Origin of the sequence: Streptomyces sp. NPDC057702, assembly GCF_042799315.1 — a bacterium.
In the GTDB taxonomy this organism is placed as follows: Bacteria; Actinomycetota; Actinomycetes; order Streptomycetales; family Streptomycetaceae; genus Streptomyces.
The window spans coordinates 131344-149297 of the sequence record NZ_JBHVJC010000021.1 but is presented as its reverse complement, the minus strand read 5'-3'; the positions used below and the strand labels follow the sequence as shown (position 1 = coordinate 149297).

General features: G+C 73.4%; 17 protein-coding genes. 8 read left to right on the top strand and 9 right to left on the bottom strand.

Translation table 11 applies throughout. The annotated features are described in order from the left end of the window. The first annotated feature begins 26 nt into the window (after positions 1–26). The 4 genes from ACFVFR_RS18125 (at position 27) to gap (ending at position 5036) form a co-directional block, all read left to right on the top strand. A complete protein-coding gene (locus tag ACFVFR_RS18125; RefSeq protein WP_383702677.1) occupies positions 27–1220 on the top strand; it encodes a 4-hydroxybenzoate 3-monooxygenase in 1194 nt (397 codons plus the stop codon). 693 nt (positions 1221–1913) lie between these two features. Further along, positions 1914–2846 (top strand): FkbM family methyltransferase, encoded by a 933-nt coding sequence (locus ACFVFR_RS18120; protein ID WP_383702646.1) that lies wholly within the window; start codon positions 1914–1916, stop codon positions 2844–2846. A gap of 129 nt (positions 2847–2975) precedes the next feature. Further along, positions 2976–3929 carry a GlxA family transcriptional regulator gene (locus ACFVFR_RS18115; protein ID WP_383702645.1) on the top strand — a complete coding sequence of 318 codons (954 nt, stop codon included), beginning with the start codon at positions 2976–2978 and terminating at the stop codon, positions 3927–3929. Positions 3930–4037: 108 nt separating this feature from the next. Then, positions 4038–5036: a type I glyceraldehyde-3-phosphate dehydrogenase gene (gene gap / locus ACFVFR_RS18110; protein ID WP_383702643.1), complete on the top strand. Its 999-nt coding sequence runs from the start codon at positions 4038–4040 to the stop codon at positions 5034–5036. A 155-nt stretch (positions 5037–5191) separates the two neighbouring features. Here gap and ACFVFR_RS18105 read toward each other — a convergent pair whose 3' ends face one another. The 3 genes from ACFVFR_RS18105 to ACFVFR_RS18095 all read right to left on the bottom strand — a co-directional run bounded on the left by ACFVFR_RS18105 (position 5192) and on the right by ACFVFR_RS18095 (position 7745). Further along, complete coding sequence (locus ACFVFR_RS18105) at positions 5192–6145, bottom strand: nitrilase-related carbon-nitrogen hydrolase (protein WP_383702641.1); 954 nt, start codon at positions 6143–6145, stop codon at positions 5192–5194. A 200-nt stretch (positions 6146–6345) separates the two neighbouring features. Then, positions 6346–6951: a hypothetical protein gene (locus tag ACFVFR_RS18100; protein ID WP_383702639.1), complete on the bottom strand. Its 606-nt coding sequence runs from the start codon at positions 6949–6951 to the stop codon at positions 6346–6348. Between the two features lie 176 nt (positions 6952–7127). Then, the gene (locus ACFVFR_RS18095; RefSeq protein WP_383702637.1) at positions 7128–7745 is read right to left on the bottom strand and encodes a TOPRIM nucleotidyl transferase/hydrolase domain-containing protein; all 618 of its coding nucleotides are present in this window, start codon (positions 7743–7745) and stop codon (positions 7128–7130) included. A 583-nt stretch (positions 7746–8328) separates the two neighbouring features. On the opposite strand from ACFVFR_RS18095, the gene ACFVFR_RS18090 reads away from it, so the two are divergent. After that, positions 8329–8979 carry a BlaI/MecI/CopY family transcriptional regulator gene (locus ACFVFR_RS18090; RefSeq protein ID WP_383702635.1) on the top strand — a complete coding sequence of 217 codons (651 nt, stop codon included), beginning with the start codon at positions 8329–8331 and terminating at the stop codon, positions 8977–8979. 118 nt (positions 8980–9097) lie between these two features. Here ACFVFR_RS18090 and ACFVFR_RS18085 read toward each other — a convergent pair whose 3' ends face one another. Further along, entirely contained in the window at positions 9098–9916 is an 819-nt protein-coding gene (locus ACFVFR_RS18085; protein ID WP_383702633.1) for an SAM-dependent methyltransferase, read from the bottom strand. A gap of 13 nt (positions 9917–9929) precedes the next feature. Further along, positions 9930–10790: a DUF5753 domain-containing protein gene (locus ACFVFR_RS18080; protein ID WP_383702631.1), complete on the bottom strand. Its 861-nt coding sequence runs from the start codon at positions 10788–10790 to the stop codon at positions 9930–9932. Positions 10791–10892: 102 nt separating this feature from the next. Here ACFVFR_RS18080 and ACFVFR_RS18075 point away from each other — a divergent pair, with 102 nt between their 5' ends. Then, the gene (locus ACFVFR_RS18075) at positions 10893–11387 is read left to right on the top strand and encodes an ATP-binding protein (RefSeq protein ID WP_383702629.1); all 495 of its coding nucleotides are present in this window, start codon (positions 10893–10895) and stop codon (positions 11385–11387) included. Next, a complete protein-coding gene (locus tag ACFVFR_RS18070) occupies positions 11384–11653 on the top strand; it encodes a hypothetical protein (RefSeq protein ID WP_383702627.1) in 270 nt (89 codons plus the stop codon). Before ACFVFR_RS18075 ends, ACFVFR_RS18070 begins: the two co-directional genes overlap by 4 nt. Before the next feature lie 138 nt (positions 11654–11791). Here the strand turns inward: ACFVFR_RS18070 and ACFVFR_RS18065 are convergent, their stop codons facing one another. Then, a complete protein-coding gene (locus ACFVFR_RS18065) occupies positions 11792–12607 on the bottom strand; it encodes a class I SAM-dependent methyltransferase (protein WP_383702625.1) in 816 nt (271 codons plus the stop codon). Between the two features lie 70 nt (positions 12608–12677). Here ACFVFR_RS18065 and ACFVFR_RS18060 point away from each other — a divergent pair, with 70 nt between their 5' ends. Further along, positions 12678–13277 (top strand): TetR/AcrR family transcriptional regulator, encoded by a 600-nt coding sequence (locus ACFVFR_RS18060; RefSeq protein WP_383702623.1) that lies wholly within the window; start codon positions 12678–12680, stop codon positions 13275–13277. Positions 13278–13379: 102 nt separating this feature from the next. Here ACFVFR_RS18060 and ACFVFR_RS18055 read toward each other — a convergent pair whose 3' ends face one another. From ACFVFR_RS18055 to ACFVFR_RS18045, 3 genes are all read right to left on the bottom strand, one after another. Further along, positions 13380–13700 carry a DUF6191 domain-containing protein gene (locus tag ACFVFR_RS18055; RefSeq protein WP_383702621.1) on the bottom strand — a complete coding sequence of 107 codons (321 nt, stop codon included), beginning with the start codon at positions 13698–13700 and terminating at the stop codon, positions 13380–13382. 124 nt (positions 13701–13824) lie between these two features. After that, a complete protein-coding gene (locus tag ACFVFR_RS18050; RefSeq protein ID WP_383702619.1) occupies positions 13825–15930 on the bottom strand; it encodes a protein kinase in 2106 nt (701 codons plus the stop codon). A gap of 123 nt (positions 15931–16053) precedes the next feature. Next, positions 16054–17916 (bottom strand): protein kinase, encoded by a 1863-nt coding sequence (locus ACFVFR_RS18045; RefSeq protein WP_383702617.1) that lies wholly within the window; start codon positions 17914–17916, stop codon positions 16054–16056. Positions 17917–17954: the final 38 nt, after the last annotated feature.

Here is a 17954-nt window from a genome sequence, read left to right as displayed (position 1 = left end):
CGAAGGAGACGGACACGTTGCGTCGCATACGTACCCAGGTGGTCATCGTCGGCGCGGGCCCGGCCGGGCTCGTCCTGGCACACCTGCTTCACCTGGAGGGGATCGAGTCGGTCGTCCTGGAGCGGCGCGAGCGCGCGTACGTGGAGGGGCGGGTCCGCGCCGGGCTGCTGGAGCAGGGCACGGCCGACCTCCTGCGGGACATCGGGGTCGGGGAGCGCATGCGGCGGCAGGGGCGCGTGCACGAGGGTTTCGAGCTCCGCTTCGACGGCGGGCACCATCGTCTGAGCACGGCCGAGCTGTGTGGTCGCACGGTGACCATGTACGGGCAGCAGGAGGTGGTCAAGGACCTGATCCAGGCCAGGGTGACCGCCGGGGCGGCGCCCCTGTTCGGCGCGGACGAGGTCACGCTCACCCGTGTCACCGGGGACCACGCGGAGGTGCGATGCACCGTGGACGGTGAACCGCTCGCGGTGCGGGCCGACTTCGTCGCCGGTTGCGACGGGTTCCACGGGGTGACTCGCCGCAGCGTACCCGCCGGCCGGTTGAGCACTTACGATCGCGAGTACCCCTTCGCCTGGCTGGGCATCCTGGCCGACGCGCCACCCGCCGCCCGGGAGCTGGTCTACGGCGCGCACGAGCGGGGCTTCGCGCTGTACAGCATGCGCTCGCCGACCGTCAGCCGGCTCTACCTCCAGGTCCCGCCGGACCAGGGTCTCGACCAGTGGTCGGACGCGCGTATCTGGGAGGAGTTACACACCCGGCTGTGTCCCTCGGGGGAACCTCTGCACGAGGGCCCCATCCGGCAGCGCGGCATCACCGCCATGCGTGGCTTCGTGGCCGAACCCATGCAGTACGGGCGGCTCTTCCTGGCGGGGGACGCCGTGCACATCGTGCCCCCCACGGCGGCCAAGGGCCTGAACCTGGCGGTGGCTGACGCGACGATCCTGGCCCGCTCGCTGGTCTCCTGGTACGCGGCGGGCAACCGCGCGCCCCTGGACGACTACACCGCCACCTGTCTACGCCACGTGTGGCAGGCCCAGGACTTCTCCGCCCGCATGACCTGGCTGCTGCACCCACGCCCGGACGACGACGCGATGGAACGGCGCATGCGGGTGGCACGGCTGCGCCACCTGGTCACCTCGCGCCGGGCCGCCACCGCGTTCGCCGAGGACTACGTCGGCCTGACCCGCGAACCCCGCGCGCTGCGCACGACACTCTGAGCGAGCGCCCCACGGGCCGTCGCGGTCGGGTGTCGGCCAGGGTGGTGCGGGGCGGCGTGCTGTCGCCCCGTGACCGGGGAGCCGGGCGGCGTGGGTCGTCAGGGCGGGCCGTCGGCATGCTGGGCCGGGCGGGTCGGTGACGCGTTCGGCGACGGTGGAAGAGGTGACGCGTTCGCCAGCCCCACGGAGGAGCACCGCTGTCCCTACCCACCGCGGAGGGCCGCCGTTCCTGCGGGCTGGCAGGGGCGGTCTCCTTCGAGCGCTCTCAGCGCATCGCCCCGCGAACGGAGCGCATCCCGGTGGCACTTCTCCCCTCGTCCCTTTTTCGCGGGGCTCGGGGGGGCGCATGCATGTGGTGCGTGCGGGAGGGTGGTTCGGATACCGGAGCCGCCCGCTATCCGCGTCCTGACCCGCGCATCAGTCTCGGGATCTCTCTCTCGCGAGCAAGCGCCGAGGGTCGCACGAACGGTGGTGTTCGCCCGATCGCACGGGGTGGTCAGCGGAGCTGGGCGGCCCCCGCCACGGCCAACCATCCGACGGAAATCCAGCACCACGGGCGTGAGGAAAGCCGGTTCCCGGGTGCCGTGGGCAGCCGACAGGCCACCGAGGACCACGCGGGAGCCGCCCCCTGTCGGGAGGGCGTCAACGCCACGGGATCTTGATCTGGGCTGGCCCGACTCGTACCGTCGCCGCATGCTTCCCTCTGTTCGCCTCCGCGCGTCGGACCTCATGACCACCCTGGGCCGTGGATATGTGCGTAACGCCCCCGGCTCTCTGCTGAAGGGGCGTCTCGCGGCCCACTACCTGAATCCACGCCTCCGGGACCATCCACGTCAGCGGGTGGTCACGACCCGGTTCGGCGCCCTCATGGCCTGCGACTCGCGCGACCTGATCCAGCGCTATATCCAGCTCTTCGGCGCGTGGGAAGTGCACATGACGCGTTGGATGGAAGGACGTCTGCGGCCCGGGGACGTCCTGGTCGACGTGGGCGCCAATGTGGGCTACTTCTCGCTGCTCGGCTCCGGGCTCGTCGGTCCCGAGGGCCGCGTGGTCGCCCTCGAAGCGTCGCCGGTCTCCCACGGGCGAGTTCTGCGACACATCGCGGTGAACGGGATCGAGAACATACGCGCGGTCAACGCGGCCGTCTCGGACCGGGAGGAGACGCTGACCTTCGTGCTGGCCAGTTCGCGCAATACGGGCGCCAACTCCATCGTGCCGTACGACGGGCCGGCCGAGTCGACGTTCGACGCCACGGCGTATCCGCTGACCGAGTTGTTGGAGGCGGATGAGATCGCTCGGGCCAGGGTCATCAAGATCGACGTGGAGGGCGCCGAGGGTGCGGTGGTCCGTGGCCTTCTGCCGGCGCTCGACCGGATGCGCCCGGACGTGGAGCTCGCGGTGGAGGTCACACCGGCTCGCATGGAGAAACTCGGCTTCTCCGTCGAGGACCTGTTGGAGGCGATGCGTGTGCGCGGCTTCCACACGTACCGCCTGACCAACGACTACCGGGCCGCGAGCTACCCCCAGGCTCTCAGGCGTCCAGAGCCGCCCCGTCGCTGGGACCGTCCCATCAGCGGGGAGATGGACGTGGTCTTCTCCCGCGTCGACGCCGACGTGCTCGACTGACACGGGGCGACGCGTCGCGACGCCTGGCGCGAGTGTCACCCTTTCCCCGCCACCGCGGAAGGCCGTCACCGGGCGGCGGTTACCTGTCTCGGCGTGCCGGCGTGGGGTGGACTGCCTAGGGTGACCACCATGTCAGCTTCCGATCTGCGGCCGGTCGCCGTTCTGGTCCTTGAGGGGGCCAAGCCGCTCGACGTCGGCATTCCCGCGCAGGTGTTCACCACGCGTGCCAGCATGCCGTACGAGGTGCGGCTGTGTGGTGCGGCCCCCGGGCTGGTGGCCGGGGGTGACGGGCTGTCGTACCACCTCGCCCACGGCCTGGAGGCGTTGGAGTGGGCTGACGTCATCTTCATCCCCGGCTATCGGCTTCCGGACCGTGAGGACCCGCCGCCGGCCGTCGTGGACGCGCTGCTGGCGGCCCACCGTCGGGGGGCGCGGCTGGCGGCCATCTCCACCGGGGCGTTCGCGCTGGCCTCGACGGGGTTGCTCGACGGCAGGCGGGCCACGACACACTGGCACTACACCCGGGCGCTGGCGGCCAAGCACCCGCTCGTGCGGGTCGACCAGAACGTCCTGTTCGTCGACGAGGGCAGCGTGCTGACGTCGGCCGGGGCCGCCTCGGGCATCGACCTGTGTCTGCACATGTTGCGCGGTGACCTGGGGGTGGCGGTGTCGAACCACGCCGCCCGGCGGCTGGTCGCGGCCCCCTACCGCAGCGGCGGCCAGGCGCAGTACGTGCCACGGAGTGTGCCCGAGCCGCTCGGGGAGCGGTTCGCCACCACCCGTGAGTGGGTGCTCGCCCATCTCGCCCAGCCGCTCACCCTGGAGATACTCGCCCGGCACGCGTCGGTCTCGCCGCGTACCTTCTCGCGGCGCTTCGTCGAGGACACCGGGTACACGCCGATGCAGTGGGTCACGCGCGCCCGCGTCGACATGGCCCGCGAACTCCTCGAACGCTCCGAGCGCGACATCGAGCAGATCGCCAACGATGTCGGGCTGGGCACTGGAGCCAACCTGCGGCTGCACTTCCAACACACCCTGGGCACCACCCCGAGCCAGTACCGGCGCACCTTTCGGAGCAGATAGACCGCCGTCCGGGTGTCTGGCGCGATTCTTTCGAAGCGTGGCGCTCGTGCCAGGGCCGTGAGCGGCTCAGGCGCGCGAGGCTGGTGGCGAACCGAAAGGACACCTGTGATGACTCGTATCGCCATCAACGGATTCGGCCGCATCGGGCGCAACGCGCTGCGTGCCCTGCTCGAACGGGGCAGCGACCTCGACGTCGTCGCCGTCAACGACCTGGCCGAGCCCGCCACCCTGGCGCGGCTGCTCGCCTACGACACCACGGCGGGCCGGCTCGGGCGTCCGGTGACCGTCGACGGGGACGCCATCGTCGTGGACGGCCGTCGCATCAGGGTGCTCGCCGAGCGCGAGCCGGCCCACCTGCCCTGGGCCGAGCTGGACGTCGACATCGTCCTTGAGTCCACGGGCCGCTTCACCTCGGCCGAGGCCGCGCGCGCCCACCTCGCCGCGGGTGCCCGGAAGGTGCTGGTGAGCGCGCCTTCCAGCGGGGCCGATGTCACCCTGGCCTACGGTGTCAACACCGGTGCCTACGACCCGGCCGCGCACACGGTGGTCTCCAACGCCTCCTGCACCACCAACGCGCTCGCTCCGCTGGCCTCGGTGCTCCACGAGCTGGCCGGCATCGAGCACGGCTTCATGACCACCGTGCACGCCTACACCCAGGAGCAGAACCTGCAGGACGGCCCGCACCGCGACGCCCGTCGCGCCCGCGCCGCCGGCGTGAACATCGTGCCGACCACGACGGGCGCCGCCAAGGCGATCGGCCTCGTCCTGCCCGAGCTCGACGGCAAGCTCGCGGGCGACTCCATCCGCGTACCGGTCCCCGTGGGGTCGATCGTCGAGCTCAACACGACCGTCACCCGCGAGGTGACGCGTGAGAGCGTGCTGGCCGCCTACCGGGCCGCGGCCCAGGGCCCGCTCGAGGGTGTCCTGGAGTACTCGGAGGACCCGTTGGTGTCATCCGACATCACCGGCAACCCCGCCTCGGCGATCTTCGACTCCGCTCTCACGCGGGTGGACGGTCGTCATGTGAAGGTCGTCGCCTGGTACGACAACGAGTGGGGGTTCTCCCACCGCGTCATCGACACGCTCGAACTCCTGGCCGCCGGCTGACCCGCCCGGCCCCCCACCCCGGCCCCGCGCCGACCGACCATGGCACCGTCCGGCCACCTCTCCGGGTGGCCGGGCCCCCGCGAGGGGCGGGCCGGCTGGTCGCGCGGGGGCCCGGCGCGTTCGGCTGTCGGCGTGGTGCCTGGTGTCGGGTGGCCTCAGCCGCCGAACCTCACGGCGGTGCGCGGGCTCTCGTCGACGTGCAGGGTGAACAGGTCGGGGCGGGCGTAGTGGCCGACGGCGTCGAAGTCGAAGCGGGCGCGGGCGAGGTCGTTCAGGTCGAGCCTGGCGGTGAGGATGCCCTCGCCGTCGCGTAGCGGTCCGGCGAGCACCTCGCCGAGCGGGGAGACGATGACGGAACCGCCGCCGATCAGGACGGTGTCCGGCTCGTCACCCTGGACGGGGTGGAGGTCGCCCGGCAGGCCGTCGCGGCGCAGGTACTGGTTGGCGCTGAGGACGAAACAGCGGCCCTCCACGGCGATGTGGCGCATGGTGGCCTGCCAGACGTCGCGGTCGTCGACGGTGGGCGCGCACCACAGGTCCACCCCTTTCGCGTACATCGTGGTGCGCAGGAGCGGCATGTAGTTCTCCCAGCAGATGGCCGCGCCGAGGCGGGCGGTGCCGGTGTCGATGACGGGGAGGGTGGAGCCGTCACCCTGGCCCCACAGATAGCGTTCCGCGGCGGTGGGGACCAGTTTGCGGTGCAGGCCAAGGTAGCCGTCGGGGCCGAAGAAGAGGGCGACGCAGTACAGGGTGGCGCCCTGGCGTTCGATGGCGCCGATCACGGCGTGGCATCCGAGTTCGCGGGTGAGGGCGGCCAGGGCGGTGACCTCCGGGCCGGGCACCTCGATGGCCGCGGCCTGGTAGCGGCGGAACAGGTCGCGGCCCGCCGGGCTCCGGCTGCCCACCGCGATGCCGAAGTCCAGGCCCTTGGGGTAGCCGCCCAGGAACGCCTCGGGGAAGACGACCACTGCGGCACCCCGCCGTCCGGCGGCCTCACGGAGCAGTTCCTCGGCTCGGCCGAGGGCGGCCGGGGTGTCGAAGAGCGGGGCGGACGCCTGGACGACGGCGACGGTCACGGTGCGGTCGGACTCGCAAGCGGCATCAGTCATGCCGTGACGTTAGGAACCCCACCACCCGTCCGGCAACAGCGCCGCCCGAGGCGAGTGGGCCCGCGGCGCCGGGCGCACCGCCGAGCGCGGATCGGGTGTGCCGGCTGTCGGGCGGTTCGTACGGCCCAGGCGGTCCTACTCCCCCGGTGGGACGCCGGGGCGATCGCACGGCGGAGTGGGACAGCCCGGGTGGATGGGCTTTAGGCCGCCGCGTCGGAGGAGGCCAGCTCGAAGCGGAGGACGGCGGTCTTGCCCAGGGCGCCGACCACGTGCAGGCGCAGCTTGTTGACGCCCGCCCTCGTCCCCGTCGGGCAGGTCAACCGCATGGATCCGGGTGAGGTGGCGTCGGGCCCGACGATGCTCATCGTGCACCCGCCGTCGGTGGAGTACTGCGGCTGGACCAGCGGCGCGTACAGCACGACCGTCTGTCTCCCGACCTCCGCCACCTCGATCTGGCCGACGCCCGACCGCCGTGGAACCGGCACGCTGCCTCCCTCGGCGACGCGGACCTCGCAGCGGCCGTCTCGGCACGCGGCGGTGTTCGTGCCGTCCTTCGCGCGCGGCAGCGTCGGCCGGGGTGTCGGGCTGGCGGACGTGGGGGCGGTCGAGGGCGAGCGGGCGGAGGTGGGTGCCGAGGGGGGCCGGCTCGTGTCGTGGGAGCGCGTGTCCTCGGAGCTGTCGGAGCCACAGGAGGCCAGGAGGGTGGCCGTGGCCGTGCACAGCGCCGCGCGGATGAGAGTGCCGCGCGCGAGGCGACGTACGCGCGGTCGGGGTGAGGTGGTCGTCGGTGACGGCAGGCGGGTCATACGCCCAGTCAACCGACCCGCGTCGGGACCGGTCCCGACGTTCGGCGGAGGCGCTCGGCGGCCGAGGTGACCGGTACTCGCCGGGGCGAAGCGGGCTGCCGAGGGTCGGTGGGGCGCGGCACGGCGGGTACGTGTCGTTCGGGGTCCGAGCACGCGTTGACCTGGGCGGGTCGTGGTCAGAGGGTGGCGAACAATTCGTGGAGGGGGGCGGGCACGTGGTCGGGGTCCAGGGCCTCGACCAGGACGTGACCGTAGCGGATCTTGCGCCCCTTCTTCGTGCCGAGAAAGCGGCGCAGCTGTTGCTGTGGGGTGCGGCCCCGCTGGGCGGGCTGGTGGAGGAAGGTCCGCAGAGCTCGGAGGTCTCCCTCGGCGTGGACGAGTTCTTCCACCCGTGCCACACCGAGCGCGCGGATGAGTTCGTCTTCCAGGTCGGCCGCGCAGACGAAGAACTCGGCCTCGGCGTCGCCGGCCCGTTCCAGACCACGGGCGTAGAAGCGGCGCTCGCCCATGTCGCAGAGTCCGATGAGGCGCAGGCCGAGGCCGGGTGAGCCGAGGAGGTGGGCGAAGCGTCCGACGCTCATCGCGCCGCCCATCGACAGGACGCACACCCCTTCGGCCGCCAGGTCGCGGTCGCGGCGTGCGGCCAGCGCGTTGATCGCGGCGAGGTCGCTGGGCCCTTCGAGGAGGACGGCTGTCCGCAGGGAGAGCCGGGTGGCCAGGTCACGTGCGGGCTCGCCGGGGCCGCCGGCCGCCCAGGTGGCCATGGCTGTCTGGAACGCGCCCATGTCGGTCATGGCGCAAGTCTGCGCCTCCCGCGATCACCACGGTAGGGAGTTTTCGTGAGCCTGTCGATCGGCTCGGCGTCGGCGCCACCACGGTGGCCGGCCGGTGGGGTACGCGCCGGGTGGCGAGGCACCGCCCTTGCCGTCGGTGGTGCGGGGCGTGTCGGGTTGTGGGTGGGTGATCGGGGTGGGTGGGCCGCTGCGCGGCGGGCCGTCGTGGGTGTTCGACCGCCTCCCAGGAGGGTGGGGGCGGGCGGGGAAGGTGCGGGTGGTGAGGTGGAGTTGGTGTCCCACGCGGGCTGGTGGTTGTGCCACGGGGCTGTGCCGGGGGTGGTGTGAGACACCCGAACCGGTGACGTCGGGGCAGGTGTCGGGTGACACAAGTGGGCTGCCTGACACACGAATGGCGCTGTCTGGGAGCCCAGTTGGGGGCGACAACGCGCAGGTGGGATGGGTGACGGCGGGCCTGTCGGGTGGTGGCTCGGCCTCGGGTTGGCAGGAACTCCCGTGGGATTCGCGGGTGCTCGTGGCAGCGCGCGGCGGGGTTTCATGAGTAGCATCCAGGGCCAACATCCCCCGAAACGCAGGAGAGCACGTGACAGCCCAACGTCGGAAGAGCACTCCCCCGCTGCCCCTGGACCCGTCCGCCTCGGTGGAGTCCGTGCTGCGGCACATGGACGAGGAGCGCGAGGAACTGGTCAGCCAGCTTGCCGGGTTGCGGCACCGGCTGGAGCAGTTGGAGTCGTCGAAGGCCCTGCTGCTCACGTACGTCGGCACCTCCGGCGACGACGACCAGAGGGAGGACGGGCCCACGGGCCAGGAGGTGGAGCGGCCGGCGGCTGCGGCGGCGGCTGTGCCCGGCGCGCGGCGTGCTCCGGCGGCCCGTGCCGGTGGGCGGGCGGCGCGGCAGGGCTCGACCGGTCGGGCCAAGACGCGCAAGAAGCCGGTCGCCAAGAAGGCCGAGGCGCCGGCGCGTGGACAGCGTGGGCAGACCATCGCCGACTACCTGGCCGAGCACGGCGAACCGCGGTCGGCCACCGAGGTGACCGCCGCGTTGCAGGAGCGTCATCCGGGCCAGGACTGGAGTCGGGCCGGGGTGCGCGAGAGCCTGGAGCACCTGGTGTCCAAGAACCAGGCGCAGCGCACCACCCAGGGGCGTTCGGTGTTCTACTCGGCCGCGGCCGACCAGGCGTCGACGGGTGATGCTCCGGTGGCGGACGCCGCCGAGGCCGCGACGGGTTCCTGACCTCTCGTCCGAGGGTGTGGGCACGCTCGGCGAGCGTGGTGTCGGGCCGGCCCCGGTGAGGTGGGGGCCGGCCCGGTGTGCGTGGGGGGGCGCCTCGCGTGGGGGCCCGGTGGTGGTTTCAGGGTATGCGGGCGACGGCACCGTAGCCGATGCCGGCGCGGGCCGGGAGGGTGTCGCTGTCAGGGCGCCAGTCGGGCATGAGGACCAGGCCGGGTTCCACCATCTCCAACCCGTCGAAGAACTGGGTGATCTGTTCGCGGTCGCGCAGGGTGAAGGGGATGACCCCGGGTTGGTCGTTGTACTGCTGCTCGGAGGCGACCACGGCGTCCGAGGTGGGCGCGGAGTGGCTGATGATGAGGTAGCTGCCGGGTGCGACGCCGTTCACGAACTCGCTGACCAGGCTGTAGACCTCCTCGTGGTCGGCGATCAGGCCCAGGCTGTCGGAGAAGATCAGTGCGATGGGCTGGCTGAAGTCGAGGGTCTTGGCCGCCTGGCGCAGCACGTCGGCCGTGTCGCGCATGTCGGCGATGAAGCAGTCGGTTCGGCCCTGTGGGGTGCTGTCCAGATACGCCTGCTGGTACATGCTGACCATCAGGTCGTTGTCGACGTAGACGACGCGGGCGTCGGGGTGGTGGCGTTGGGCGATCTGGTGGACGTTGGGTTCGGCGGGCAGGCCGGCACCCAGGTCGAGGAACTGACGGACGCCGGCCTCGCGGGCCGTCCACCGAACGGATCGCCACAGGAACTCGCGGCCGGACAGGGCGAGTTCGCTCACCTCGGGCAGTTGCGCGATGACCGCTTCGGCGGCCTGTCGGTCCGCCGGGTACCAGTACTTGCCGCCCAGCATGTAGTTCCAGAACCGCGCGGGGTGGGGAACCGTGGGGTCCACGCCGGTGGGCGGGTGCGGGCGGCCTGCGGGGGTGGCGTGGTGGGTCATCGGTAGGGCTCCTTCAGCGGGTCGTCGGGGCGATGAGGTCGGATATCGGGGTGCCGGGGAAGCCGGCCGTGGCGGAGGTGGCGTCCAGCCGCTGGCGCCAGGTGGCCACGGTTTCGGGGGCTTCGATGATGGTGGTGCCGCCGGGCAGGTCGAGCAGGATCTGGTCACCGATCTCGTCCACGTCCAGGCGGAGCAGGCGTACCGGGGGCGCGCCGGTGAGCGAGTGCCAGCCGGTGGCCAGCGGCAGCACCTGGAGGGTGACGCGCGGGCGGGCCGCCAGGGTTTCCAGGGCCTGGAGTTGGGCGCGCATCACCTCGGGCGTACCGACGGTGGTGTGCAGGGCCGTCGCGGAGAGGGCGGCCCACAGGCGGGCCTGGCGCTGGCTCAGGCGGCGTTGGCGTTCGGCGACGAGTTCGACGGCGAGGTCGCGTTGTTCGACGCTGTGGCCGGGGTGTTGGGCCTGGTGGAGGGCGGCGGTGTAGTCGGGGGTCTGGAGCAGGTCGGGGACGAGGGCGGGGTGCCAGACGCGTACCAGGGAGGCGGCGCTCTCCAGCGCGATCCACTCCTGGTAGTCGCGGGGCATCACCGGGCGGTAGCGGCGGTGCCACCAGCCGGGTCTGGCCGCCGCGGCGGCCTGGTCCACCAGGCGTTCACGTTCGGCGGGCGGTAGTCCGTAGAGCGTCAGGAGCTGCTCGATCAATCCGAGGTCGATCGAGGTCTTCGCCTCTTCCAGGCGCCAGACCGTGGTGTGCGCGACTCCCGCGGCCTCGGCGGCCTGTGCGACGCTGCGGCCGACCTCCTCGCGTACTCTGCGCAGCCGTTTCGCCACCACGCGGTGCTCCAGCGTGGGGCTGGGACGTGGCCGCTGCGGCACGTTTTCCTCCCCGTATGGGTTGTTCGTCGCCCGGGTGGGCGAGGCGTTCGGTGGTGCGAGATTCCCGATAGTCACATATTGCCAAGTGTGCAATGTGCGCGCATGGTTGAGCGTATGAGCTATCGCTTTCCAGAGGAACCCTCGTCACAGCGCGGCACTGGGCCGGACTGTGCGTGTCGCCGCTGGATTCCCGCCGAGCCGGAGGGGCCGGCCATCGCTCGGAGACAGGTGCGCAAGGCCCTGGAGCACTGGGGGTTGGACGAGCACACCATCGAGCATGCCGCGTTGCTGATCAGCGAGTTGGTGACCAACGCGGTCGAGCACGGCCGGCACCGGGGCCGGTTGCGCATGGTGTGGTGTCACCTTCGGCGTACGCCCGCGGGGTTGCGGCTGGGGGTGTGGGGGCCGGTGGGTGACACGGTTCCACAGGCGCGGCGACCGGTCGAGGACGCCGGCGTGGAGGTGGCCACCCTGGCGGAGTCAGGGCGTGGGTTGCTGATCGTGGACGCGCTGTCCCAGCAGTGGGGGACGCGCCGTGGGCGGGTCAGCCGCGAGGTGTGGGCCGTCATCCCCGCGCGGCAGTGGGCGCACTCGTGAGGGGCGATCGCCGGGCCGAGGTGGAGCGGGCGACCCGGGACCTGTGTGACGCGTTGGCGCGGCTGGAGGCGCTGGGGCAGGCGCCGTACCCGGTGGGGAGTGTGCCGGGGCGCGGGCCGGGGCCGGCGCTGGCCGGCTGGGGCGAGCGGGGCATTCTGTTGCCCCGGGAGACGCTCATCTGGTCCCCGCCCAGCGGGGAGCGTGACGAGCCGGGCATGTGGTTGCGCTGGCCGCACGAGTGGACGGCGCCCCGGCACCGGCTGTGAACTCTGTCGCGGCCGGCTCGCGGGGAGCGTGCCCGGCCGGTGTCGTACGCGGCGGGCGGGGCGGGGTGGCTGGCGGGTGTCGGCCGCCACGGTTCCGAGCGGGTTCGCACGTCGGTCAATGGCGGCGCGCCGAGGGTGTCAGGTCGCGCGGACGGCGCTGACCGCGACCGTGGTGTAGCGCGCGGTGAAGCCGCCACCCAGGGTGTCGATGGCCGCCCCTACGCTGTCTCGCACCCGCGCCCACTGGTCCGGCGGGAGGGTGGTCAGGGGGCCGTGGGTGGGGAGTTGCTCCAGCCAGGCTGCCCGGGTGTAGGGGTGGTCCCACGCGTGGGACCACTGCTTCGGGGTGTCGAGTCCGGTCGCCTGTTCCATGCCGTCGGCGACCTTGGCGAACAGCTTCTGGTACGCCGTCAGGGTGGCTTGCTGGTCCACGACGGGCAGGGCGGGTACGAAGCGCCGGTAGGCGTCAGCGAGGGCGTCGGCCACCTTGGGTGGGAGGGTGACGACGTTCCACAGCGCGGTCAGCCTGCCGCCCGGGCGCAGCACCCGGGCGGCCTTGGCCGCGCCCGCGACCGGGTCGATCCAGTGCCATGCCTGGCCGGCGACGAGGGCGTCGAAGGCGCGGCCGGCCGGATCCCAGGCTTCCCAGGTGGCCACCTCCACCTCGACTCCCAGCCGGCCGGCGAGCTCGGCCATGCGCGCGTCCGGGTCCACGCCGAGGACGGTGCGGCCGGCGGCCTGGAGTTGGCGGGCGAGGATGCCCGTGCCGCAGCCGATGTCCAGGACGCGTGGGCCGGGGGTGTCGGCCACGGCCCGGGCCAGGAGGCGCTCCGGGTAGCGGGGTCGGGTGCGGTCGTAGCGTTCGGCGTCGACGCCGAACGACTGGGCCATGGCGCGGAGGTGGTGGGGTTCGGGTCGCGGCGCGGGGGTGACCCCCGACGGTATGGTGGGCATGCGCCCACTATTGGTGGGCGGTCGCCCACTCGTCAAGAGTGGGGCGGTGACGGCGAGGGGACGACGTACGATGCCGACCGGAGTGGCGCTCCACGACGCGCGGGAGCGACTGTTCGAGGCCGCCGAGCGCATCCTGCTGCGGGCCGGGCCGAGCGCGTTGACCAGCCGGGCGGTGACCGAGGAGGCGGGGTGCGCCAAGGGTGTCCTGCACCGGCACTTCGCGGACTTCGACGCCTTCCTCGCCGAGCTCGTCCGCGAGCGCGTCCGGCGTCTGGATGACCAGGCGGCGGCGCTGCGGCGCGCGGTCGGGCGGGCGGGCCTGGTCGACAACCTCACCGACGCGCTGGGGGAACTGTTCGACGCCGTCGCCGTCGCCGTCGTCGGACTGGTGACCTCGCGGGACGAGGTCCGTGCCCGGCTCCGGACGACGACACCCCACGGTATTCCGGTCCTCACCGAGGCCACCGCCGTGATCGCCACGTATCTGACCGCCGAGCGCGAGCGGGGTCGGCTCGCCGACGACGCCGATGTCGAGGCCCTGGCCCCGATGCTGGTGGGCACCGGACATCTGCTCTTCGCGGATCGTACGGCCACCCCGCCGGAGCGGGACACCGTACGCCGGGCCGTCGCCTCGGCCCTCGCCGGCACCGCCCGTGAACGCGCGACGTAACGCAGACAACCAGCCGCGCAGACAAGCAGGGTCGACCACGCCACGCGGTCACCGCGAGGGGGCGCGGGTCCGTCCCCCGAGGTGGGGCGAGGGGCTGGGCGGTTACCGCTCGGTGCGTGGCATACGGACGATCGCCGTGCCGGCGGTCAGGTCCACCGTGGTCCGGTTCGGTGGGGCCCCGTCGTCCTCGTCGTCCGGCAGGACCAGGGCGGACTGCCGTTCTCTCAACTCGTTCTGCTTGCCCGGGGACAGGCTCGCGTGCAACTGCTCGAAACCGGTGGCCGATATCTGGCCCTGCCGCGCGGCGCCACGCCAGGGCAGCATCCCGGCACGCCCCGCGCGGAGGAGTAACTGGTCGACGAAGGCCAGCAGGGTGAGCACGATGACCAACCCGGGCAGGGTCATGAAGAGGACGAGTTCCATGTCCGCAGTATCCGGGCCGCCGGCCACCGACCGGCACCCCTGGCGCGGCGCGGGTTCGGGCTCGCCGTGGTGAAGAGGCGGGCCGTGCCGGCGGGCGCACCGGGTGATCCGCGCGGGGTGACGCCTAGAAGATGGGCAGGGCCAGCAGCGAGCCGGCGTTGAGGACGAACAGCCGGTTCCCGGCCCCCGCGAGGGTGCGGCCCTGGTCGCCGGTGAGGGGGTAGGTCTGGATGACGCCGGAGCTGACCCGGGAGAGGCCGCTGACGCCGCTGTCACGGCTCTCCGCCACCCAGACGCTGCCGGCCTGTGCCACCGGCGGCTGCCAGGGTGGGGCGACGCCGGAGACGAAGGCGGCGGGGTGGGCCTCTTCGCCGTCGGGCCGCAGAGAGCGCAGCGCCTCGCTGTCCAGGGTGAAGAGGGTGCCGCCGGCCACCACGGGTGGTCCGAAGCCGTAGCTTCCGCGTCGGACGGGGTGCAGGGGGGCGTGGGTCCACAGCGCCTTTCCGTCGCTGGCGCGGATGGCCGCGAGGGTGTGGCCCCCCAGGAAGACGGTGCCGCCGTCGACGGCCGGGGGCAGGGCCGCCGCCGCCTGGCCGGGGCGTACCCACGCCCTGACGCCGTCACGGGTGCGCACGGCGGCCACGTCCCCGGAGGCCGCGCACACCACGAGCAGGCCCGCCCCGAGCGCCGCCGCCGACTGCCCGCCCGTGAGTGCCAGGGGCGGGCGGCGCGTCCATCGCACCCGGGCATCGGCCGTGCGTACGCAGCGCACGGCGCCCTCGGTGGTGAGTACGTACACATGGTCGGCGTCGGCGGCCAGCAGGGCGCCGGCGTCCACGTCCGCGCTCCAGCGGGGGGCGCCGGTCGAGGCGACGTAGGTGCGCACCACTCCGTCGTCGTCCGCGGTGGCCACCAGCCGGTCGGCGATGGACAGGTATCCCGCGCCGGCGCGCGCTTCGCCCGCCGTCCAGCGCGGTTGGCCGTCCGTGACCTGGTGGGCGGCGATGCCGCCGCCGGCGGCGGCGAAGACCACCACGTCGCGTACGGGCAGCGGTCGGGGCGAGCCGGCGTCGGCGACCTCGGTCAGCGGGCCCCACAGGGGGCGTGGCGGGCCGGTGTCGGAGCCGAGGCGCGCGGGTCGCACCGTCGCGGCCGGGGGGATGTCGAACGGGTCGGCCGAGGGTGTGTCGGCCTCGCGGGCGAGCCACCAGGCCACGCCGCCCGCGCCGGCGGCCAGCAGCGTGCCGCCGCCCGCGAGGCTCCAGACCAGGCGCCTGCGGGTAGGGCGGGCGGTGTCGGCGGTGGCCGTGGGTGGGTGGTCGGGTGGCGGGCCGGCGGCGCTCTCCTCCGCGACCAGGAGTCGGGCGGCGGCCTCGCGTGCGCGGATCTCGTCGGCCAACGGTCCGACCTGCCACAGGCGTTGGCTGCCGGCGGGGGGTCGGAGCGCGTCGGCGACCTGCTCCGGCCGGGGGCGGGCGGCCGGGTCCTTGGCCAGGCACGGCGCGAGGAGGGGGCGCAGCGGCTCGGGTACCTGTCCTAGGTGCGGCTCGCCGTGGACGACCTCGTAGAGCACCGCCGCCACCTCGGCCCCGGTGTACGCGGGTCGGCCGGCGGCGGCGAAGGCGAGCACCGCGCCGAGCGAGAAGACGTCGGCGGCCGGTCCCACCCGACGGCCCAGCACCTGTTCGGGAGCCCCGTATCCGGGGGTGACGGGGATCTGGCCAGTGCGGGTGAGGGTCAGACCGTGTTCGGGGCGGGCGATGCCGAAGTCGATGACCCGTGGGCCGCGCGAGGTCAGGACGACGTTCGACGGCTTGAGGTCGCGGTGGACCAGGCCGGTGGCGTGGATGTCCCGCAGGGTGTGGGCCAGGGAGCGGGCGACCTCGCGCACGAGGGCGTCGCCGAACGGCCCGTACCGGCGTACCGCGTCGCTCAGGGTGGGGCCGGCGAGGAACTCACTGGCGATCCAGGGCCGGCCCGCGTCGAGTTCGGCGCCGAGCACGCGGGCCACGCCCTCGCTGGTGACCGCGCCGGCGGTGCGTGCCTCGCGGACGAAGCGCTGGGCCAGGTCCTGGTCCTGGGTGAGTTCGGGCAGGAGCACCTTGACCGCCGCGGGCCGCCCGCGCGCGTCGCGCCCCAGGTAGACCTTCCCCATGCCGCCCTCGCCGAGCACGCCGAGCGTGCGGTAGGGGCCCAGGCGCAGCGGGTCTCCGGGGCCGAGCGGTTTCACGCGGTGTCCTCCTTCGAGGGGGGTGTTCGTCGCTGCCGGGTGGGTGGCGCGGCGGTGTGGGTGCGGTGGGTCGCTCGCTTCCGGTGGGTGGCTCGGTGGCGGGTAGGGGTGGGACGGCAGGGGTCAGGCGAGGGGCAGGGCGAAGGTCTCGCGCTGTTCGCGTACGTACAGGCGCTGGCGCGCGTGGTCGGGGGTGAGCACCGTGGCGTCGGTCTCGTACGTCCACACCGCGCGTCGAGTGCGGAGGTCCACCGCGCGCAGGCCCCGGTCGTCGAGGCTGTACAGGTACCTCTCGCCGACCACCGGGGGCACGTCGCGGTGGAGGCGTCGGCCCTGGAGACCCTTCTCCAGCCAGTTGAGGCTGCCGGTCAGGGCGTCGACGGCGACGACTCCGCGGTCGCCCTCGGTGCAGTACAGGACGCCGTCGCGCAGGGCGGGTGCCCCGTAGAGGCGGGTCTCGCCCGCGCTGTCCCCGACGTCGCGCCGGTCGCCGAAGAGCCAGCCGAGTCTGCCGTCGGAGCGGTCGCGGGCCGTCACACCCTCGTCGCACAGATAGACGTGGCGCGCGTCGCGCACGATGCGACTCGGCGGCACGCTGCCGTAGCTCTCCCACTGTGACCAGCGCTGTCGGCCGTCCCTGGTGCCGCGCACCGCCACCTCGATGGATGCGGAGTAGGGCTCCTCGCGCCACAGGAACAGGTCGCCGTCGGTGACCGAGCCGCCGAGCAGGGGTGGCTGGCGCTGCTCGGTCGGTCCGTCCAGGGGGCGGCGCCATACCTCGCGGCCGGTACGCAGCGCGACGGCGACGAGGTGCCAGCGGTTGTCCGAGGTGGTGCGGGCGGCCAGGTAGGCGTGGTCGTCGGTGGCGCACAGAAGCTGGTTGCGGTCCTCGTCGCCGGCGAAGTCCGCCAGGTCCACCCGGGGCGGGCCGAGTTCACCGCTGGCGGGGTCGATCTCGCCGAGTGCCAGGGTGCGGCCCTCGTCGTGCTCGCGCAGCGCGTACACCCTGGTGCCGTCGGTGGTCCAGCGCCATCCGTCGTACATGTTGGCCTGCCAGGTGCCCTGCCCGCTTTCGGCGTTGACGCCGGCCAGGACGACTCCGGCGGGCATCGCCAGGCCGTGTCGCGTGGTCAGGACGTCGGCGTAGGTGTCGGGGCAGCGCGCGGGGAAGGTCCACACCCGGGCCGGTGGCCGTTGCCTGGTGGCGGTGGGCCTGGCCGGAGCGGCGGCCCCGCCCGCCCTCCTTCGGTCCGCCGTCCAGGCCCACACCCCGCCGCCGGCCAGGCCGGCGCCGGCGAGCGCGCTGCCGCCGGCGAGCGCGAGCAGTCGGCGCCGCGAGGGGCCGGGGCGGGCGGGGGTGGTCTCGGTGGTGGGGGGCGGGGCGTCGGGGGGCGGGGGCGGGAGCCGGTTGGGGGGTGTGCGCCACACCTCGGCGCCACGGCGGGCGATCTCCCGCAGCACGGCGTCCGGCAGCGCGTCCACCCACGGCAGCGGGTTGTCGCCCGCGCCCAGCGCGGTGGCCAACTCGCCCAGGGTGGGTCGGTGGGCGGGGTCCTTGGCCAGACAGCGGGCGAGGGTGGGCATCAACTCGGGTGCCACGCCGCCGAGATCGGGGTCGGCGTGGCGGACGCGGAAGAGGAGCTCGGCGGGCTGGCCCACCCCGAAGGGGCCTCGGCCACAGGCGGCGTAGACGAGGACGCCGGCGAGCGCGAAGACGTCACCGGGCGCCCCGTGCACGCCGCCGGCCGCCTGCTCCGGCGACATGAAGGCGGGGGTCCCGACACTCTCGCCGACGTCCGTGAAACCCTCCGTGCCGATGGCCCGCGCGATGCCGAAGTCGATGATCCTGGGCCCGGAGGCGGTCAGGAGGATGTTGGACGGTTTGAGGTCGCGGTGCACCGCTTCCGAGCGGTGCAACTGGCCCAGCCCCTCCGCCAGCGCGACACCCACCGCGCGGACGGCGGCCGTCGGCAGCGCGCCACCCACCCGTACGGCCGACGTCCAGCGGCGGCCCGATGACGTAC

Excerpts from the sequence above, each read along its gene's own strand:
- ACFVFR_RS18120 (WP_383702646.1), top strand. The coding sequence starts at position 1,914 with ATGCTTCCCTCTGTTCGCCTCCGCGCGTCGGACCTCATGACCACCCTG.
- ACFVFR_RS18115 (WP_383702645.1), top strand. The coding sequence starts at position 2,976 with ATGTCAGCTTCCGATCTGCGGCCGGTCGCCGTTCTGGTCCTTGAGGGG.
- gap (WP_383702643.1), top strand. The coding sequence starts at position 4,038 with ATGACTCGTATCGCCATCAACGGATTCGGCCGCATCGGGCGCAACGCG.
- ACFVFR_RS18105 (WP_383702641.1), bottom strand. The coding sequence starts at position 6,145 with ATGACTGATGCCGCTTGCGAGTCCGACCGCACCGTGACCGTCGCCGTC.
- ACFVFR_RS18100 (WP_383702639.1), bottom strand. The coding sequence starts at position 6,951 with ATGACCCGCCTGCCGTCACCGACGACCACCTCACCCCGACCGCGCGTA.
- ACFVFR_RS18095 (WP_383702637.1), bottom strand. The coding sequence starts at position 7,745 with ATGACCGACATGGGCGCGTTCCAGACAGCCATGGCCACCTGGGCGGCC.
- ACFVFR_RS18085 (WP_383702633.1), bottom strand. The coding sequence starts at position 9,916 with ATGACCCACCACGCCACCCCCGCAGGCCGCCCGCACCCGCCCACCGGC.
- ACFVFR_RS18075 (WP_383702629.1), top strand. The coding sequence starts at position 10,893 with ATGGTTGAGCGTATGAGCTATCGCTTTCCAGAGGAACCCTCGTCACAG.
- ACFVFR_RS18065 (WP_383702625.1), bottom strand. The coding sequence starts at position 12,607 with ATGCCCACCATACCGTCGGGGGTCACCCCCGCGCCGCGACCCGAACCC.
- ACFVFR_RS18060 (WP_383702623.1), top strand. The coding sequence starts at position 12,678 with ATGCCGACCGGAGTGGCGCTCCACGACGCGCGGGAGCGACTGTTCGAG.
- ACFVFR_RS18055 (WP_383702621.1), bottom strand. The coding sequence starts at position 13,700 with ATGGAACTCGTCCTCTTCATGACCCTGCCCGGGTTGGTCATCGTGCTC.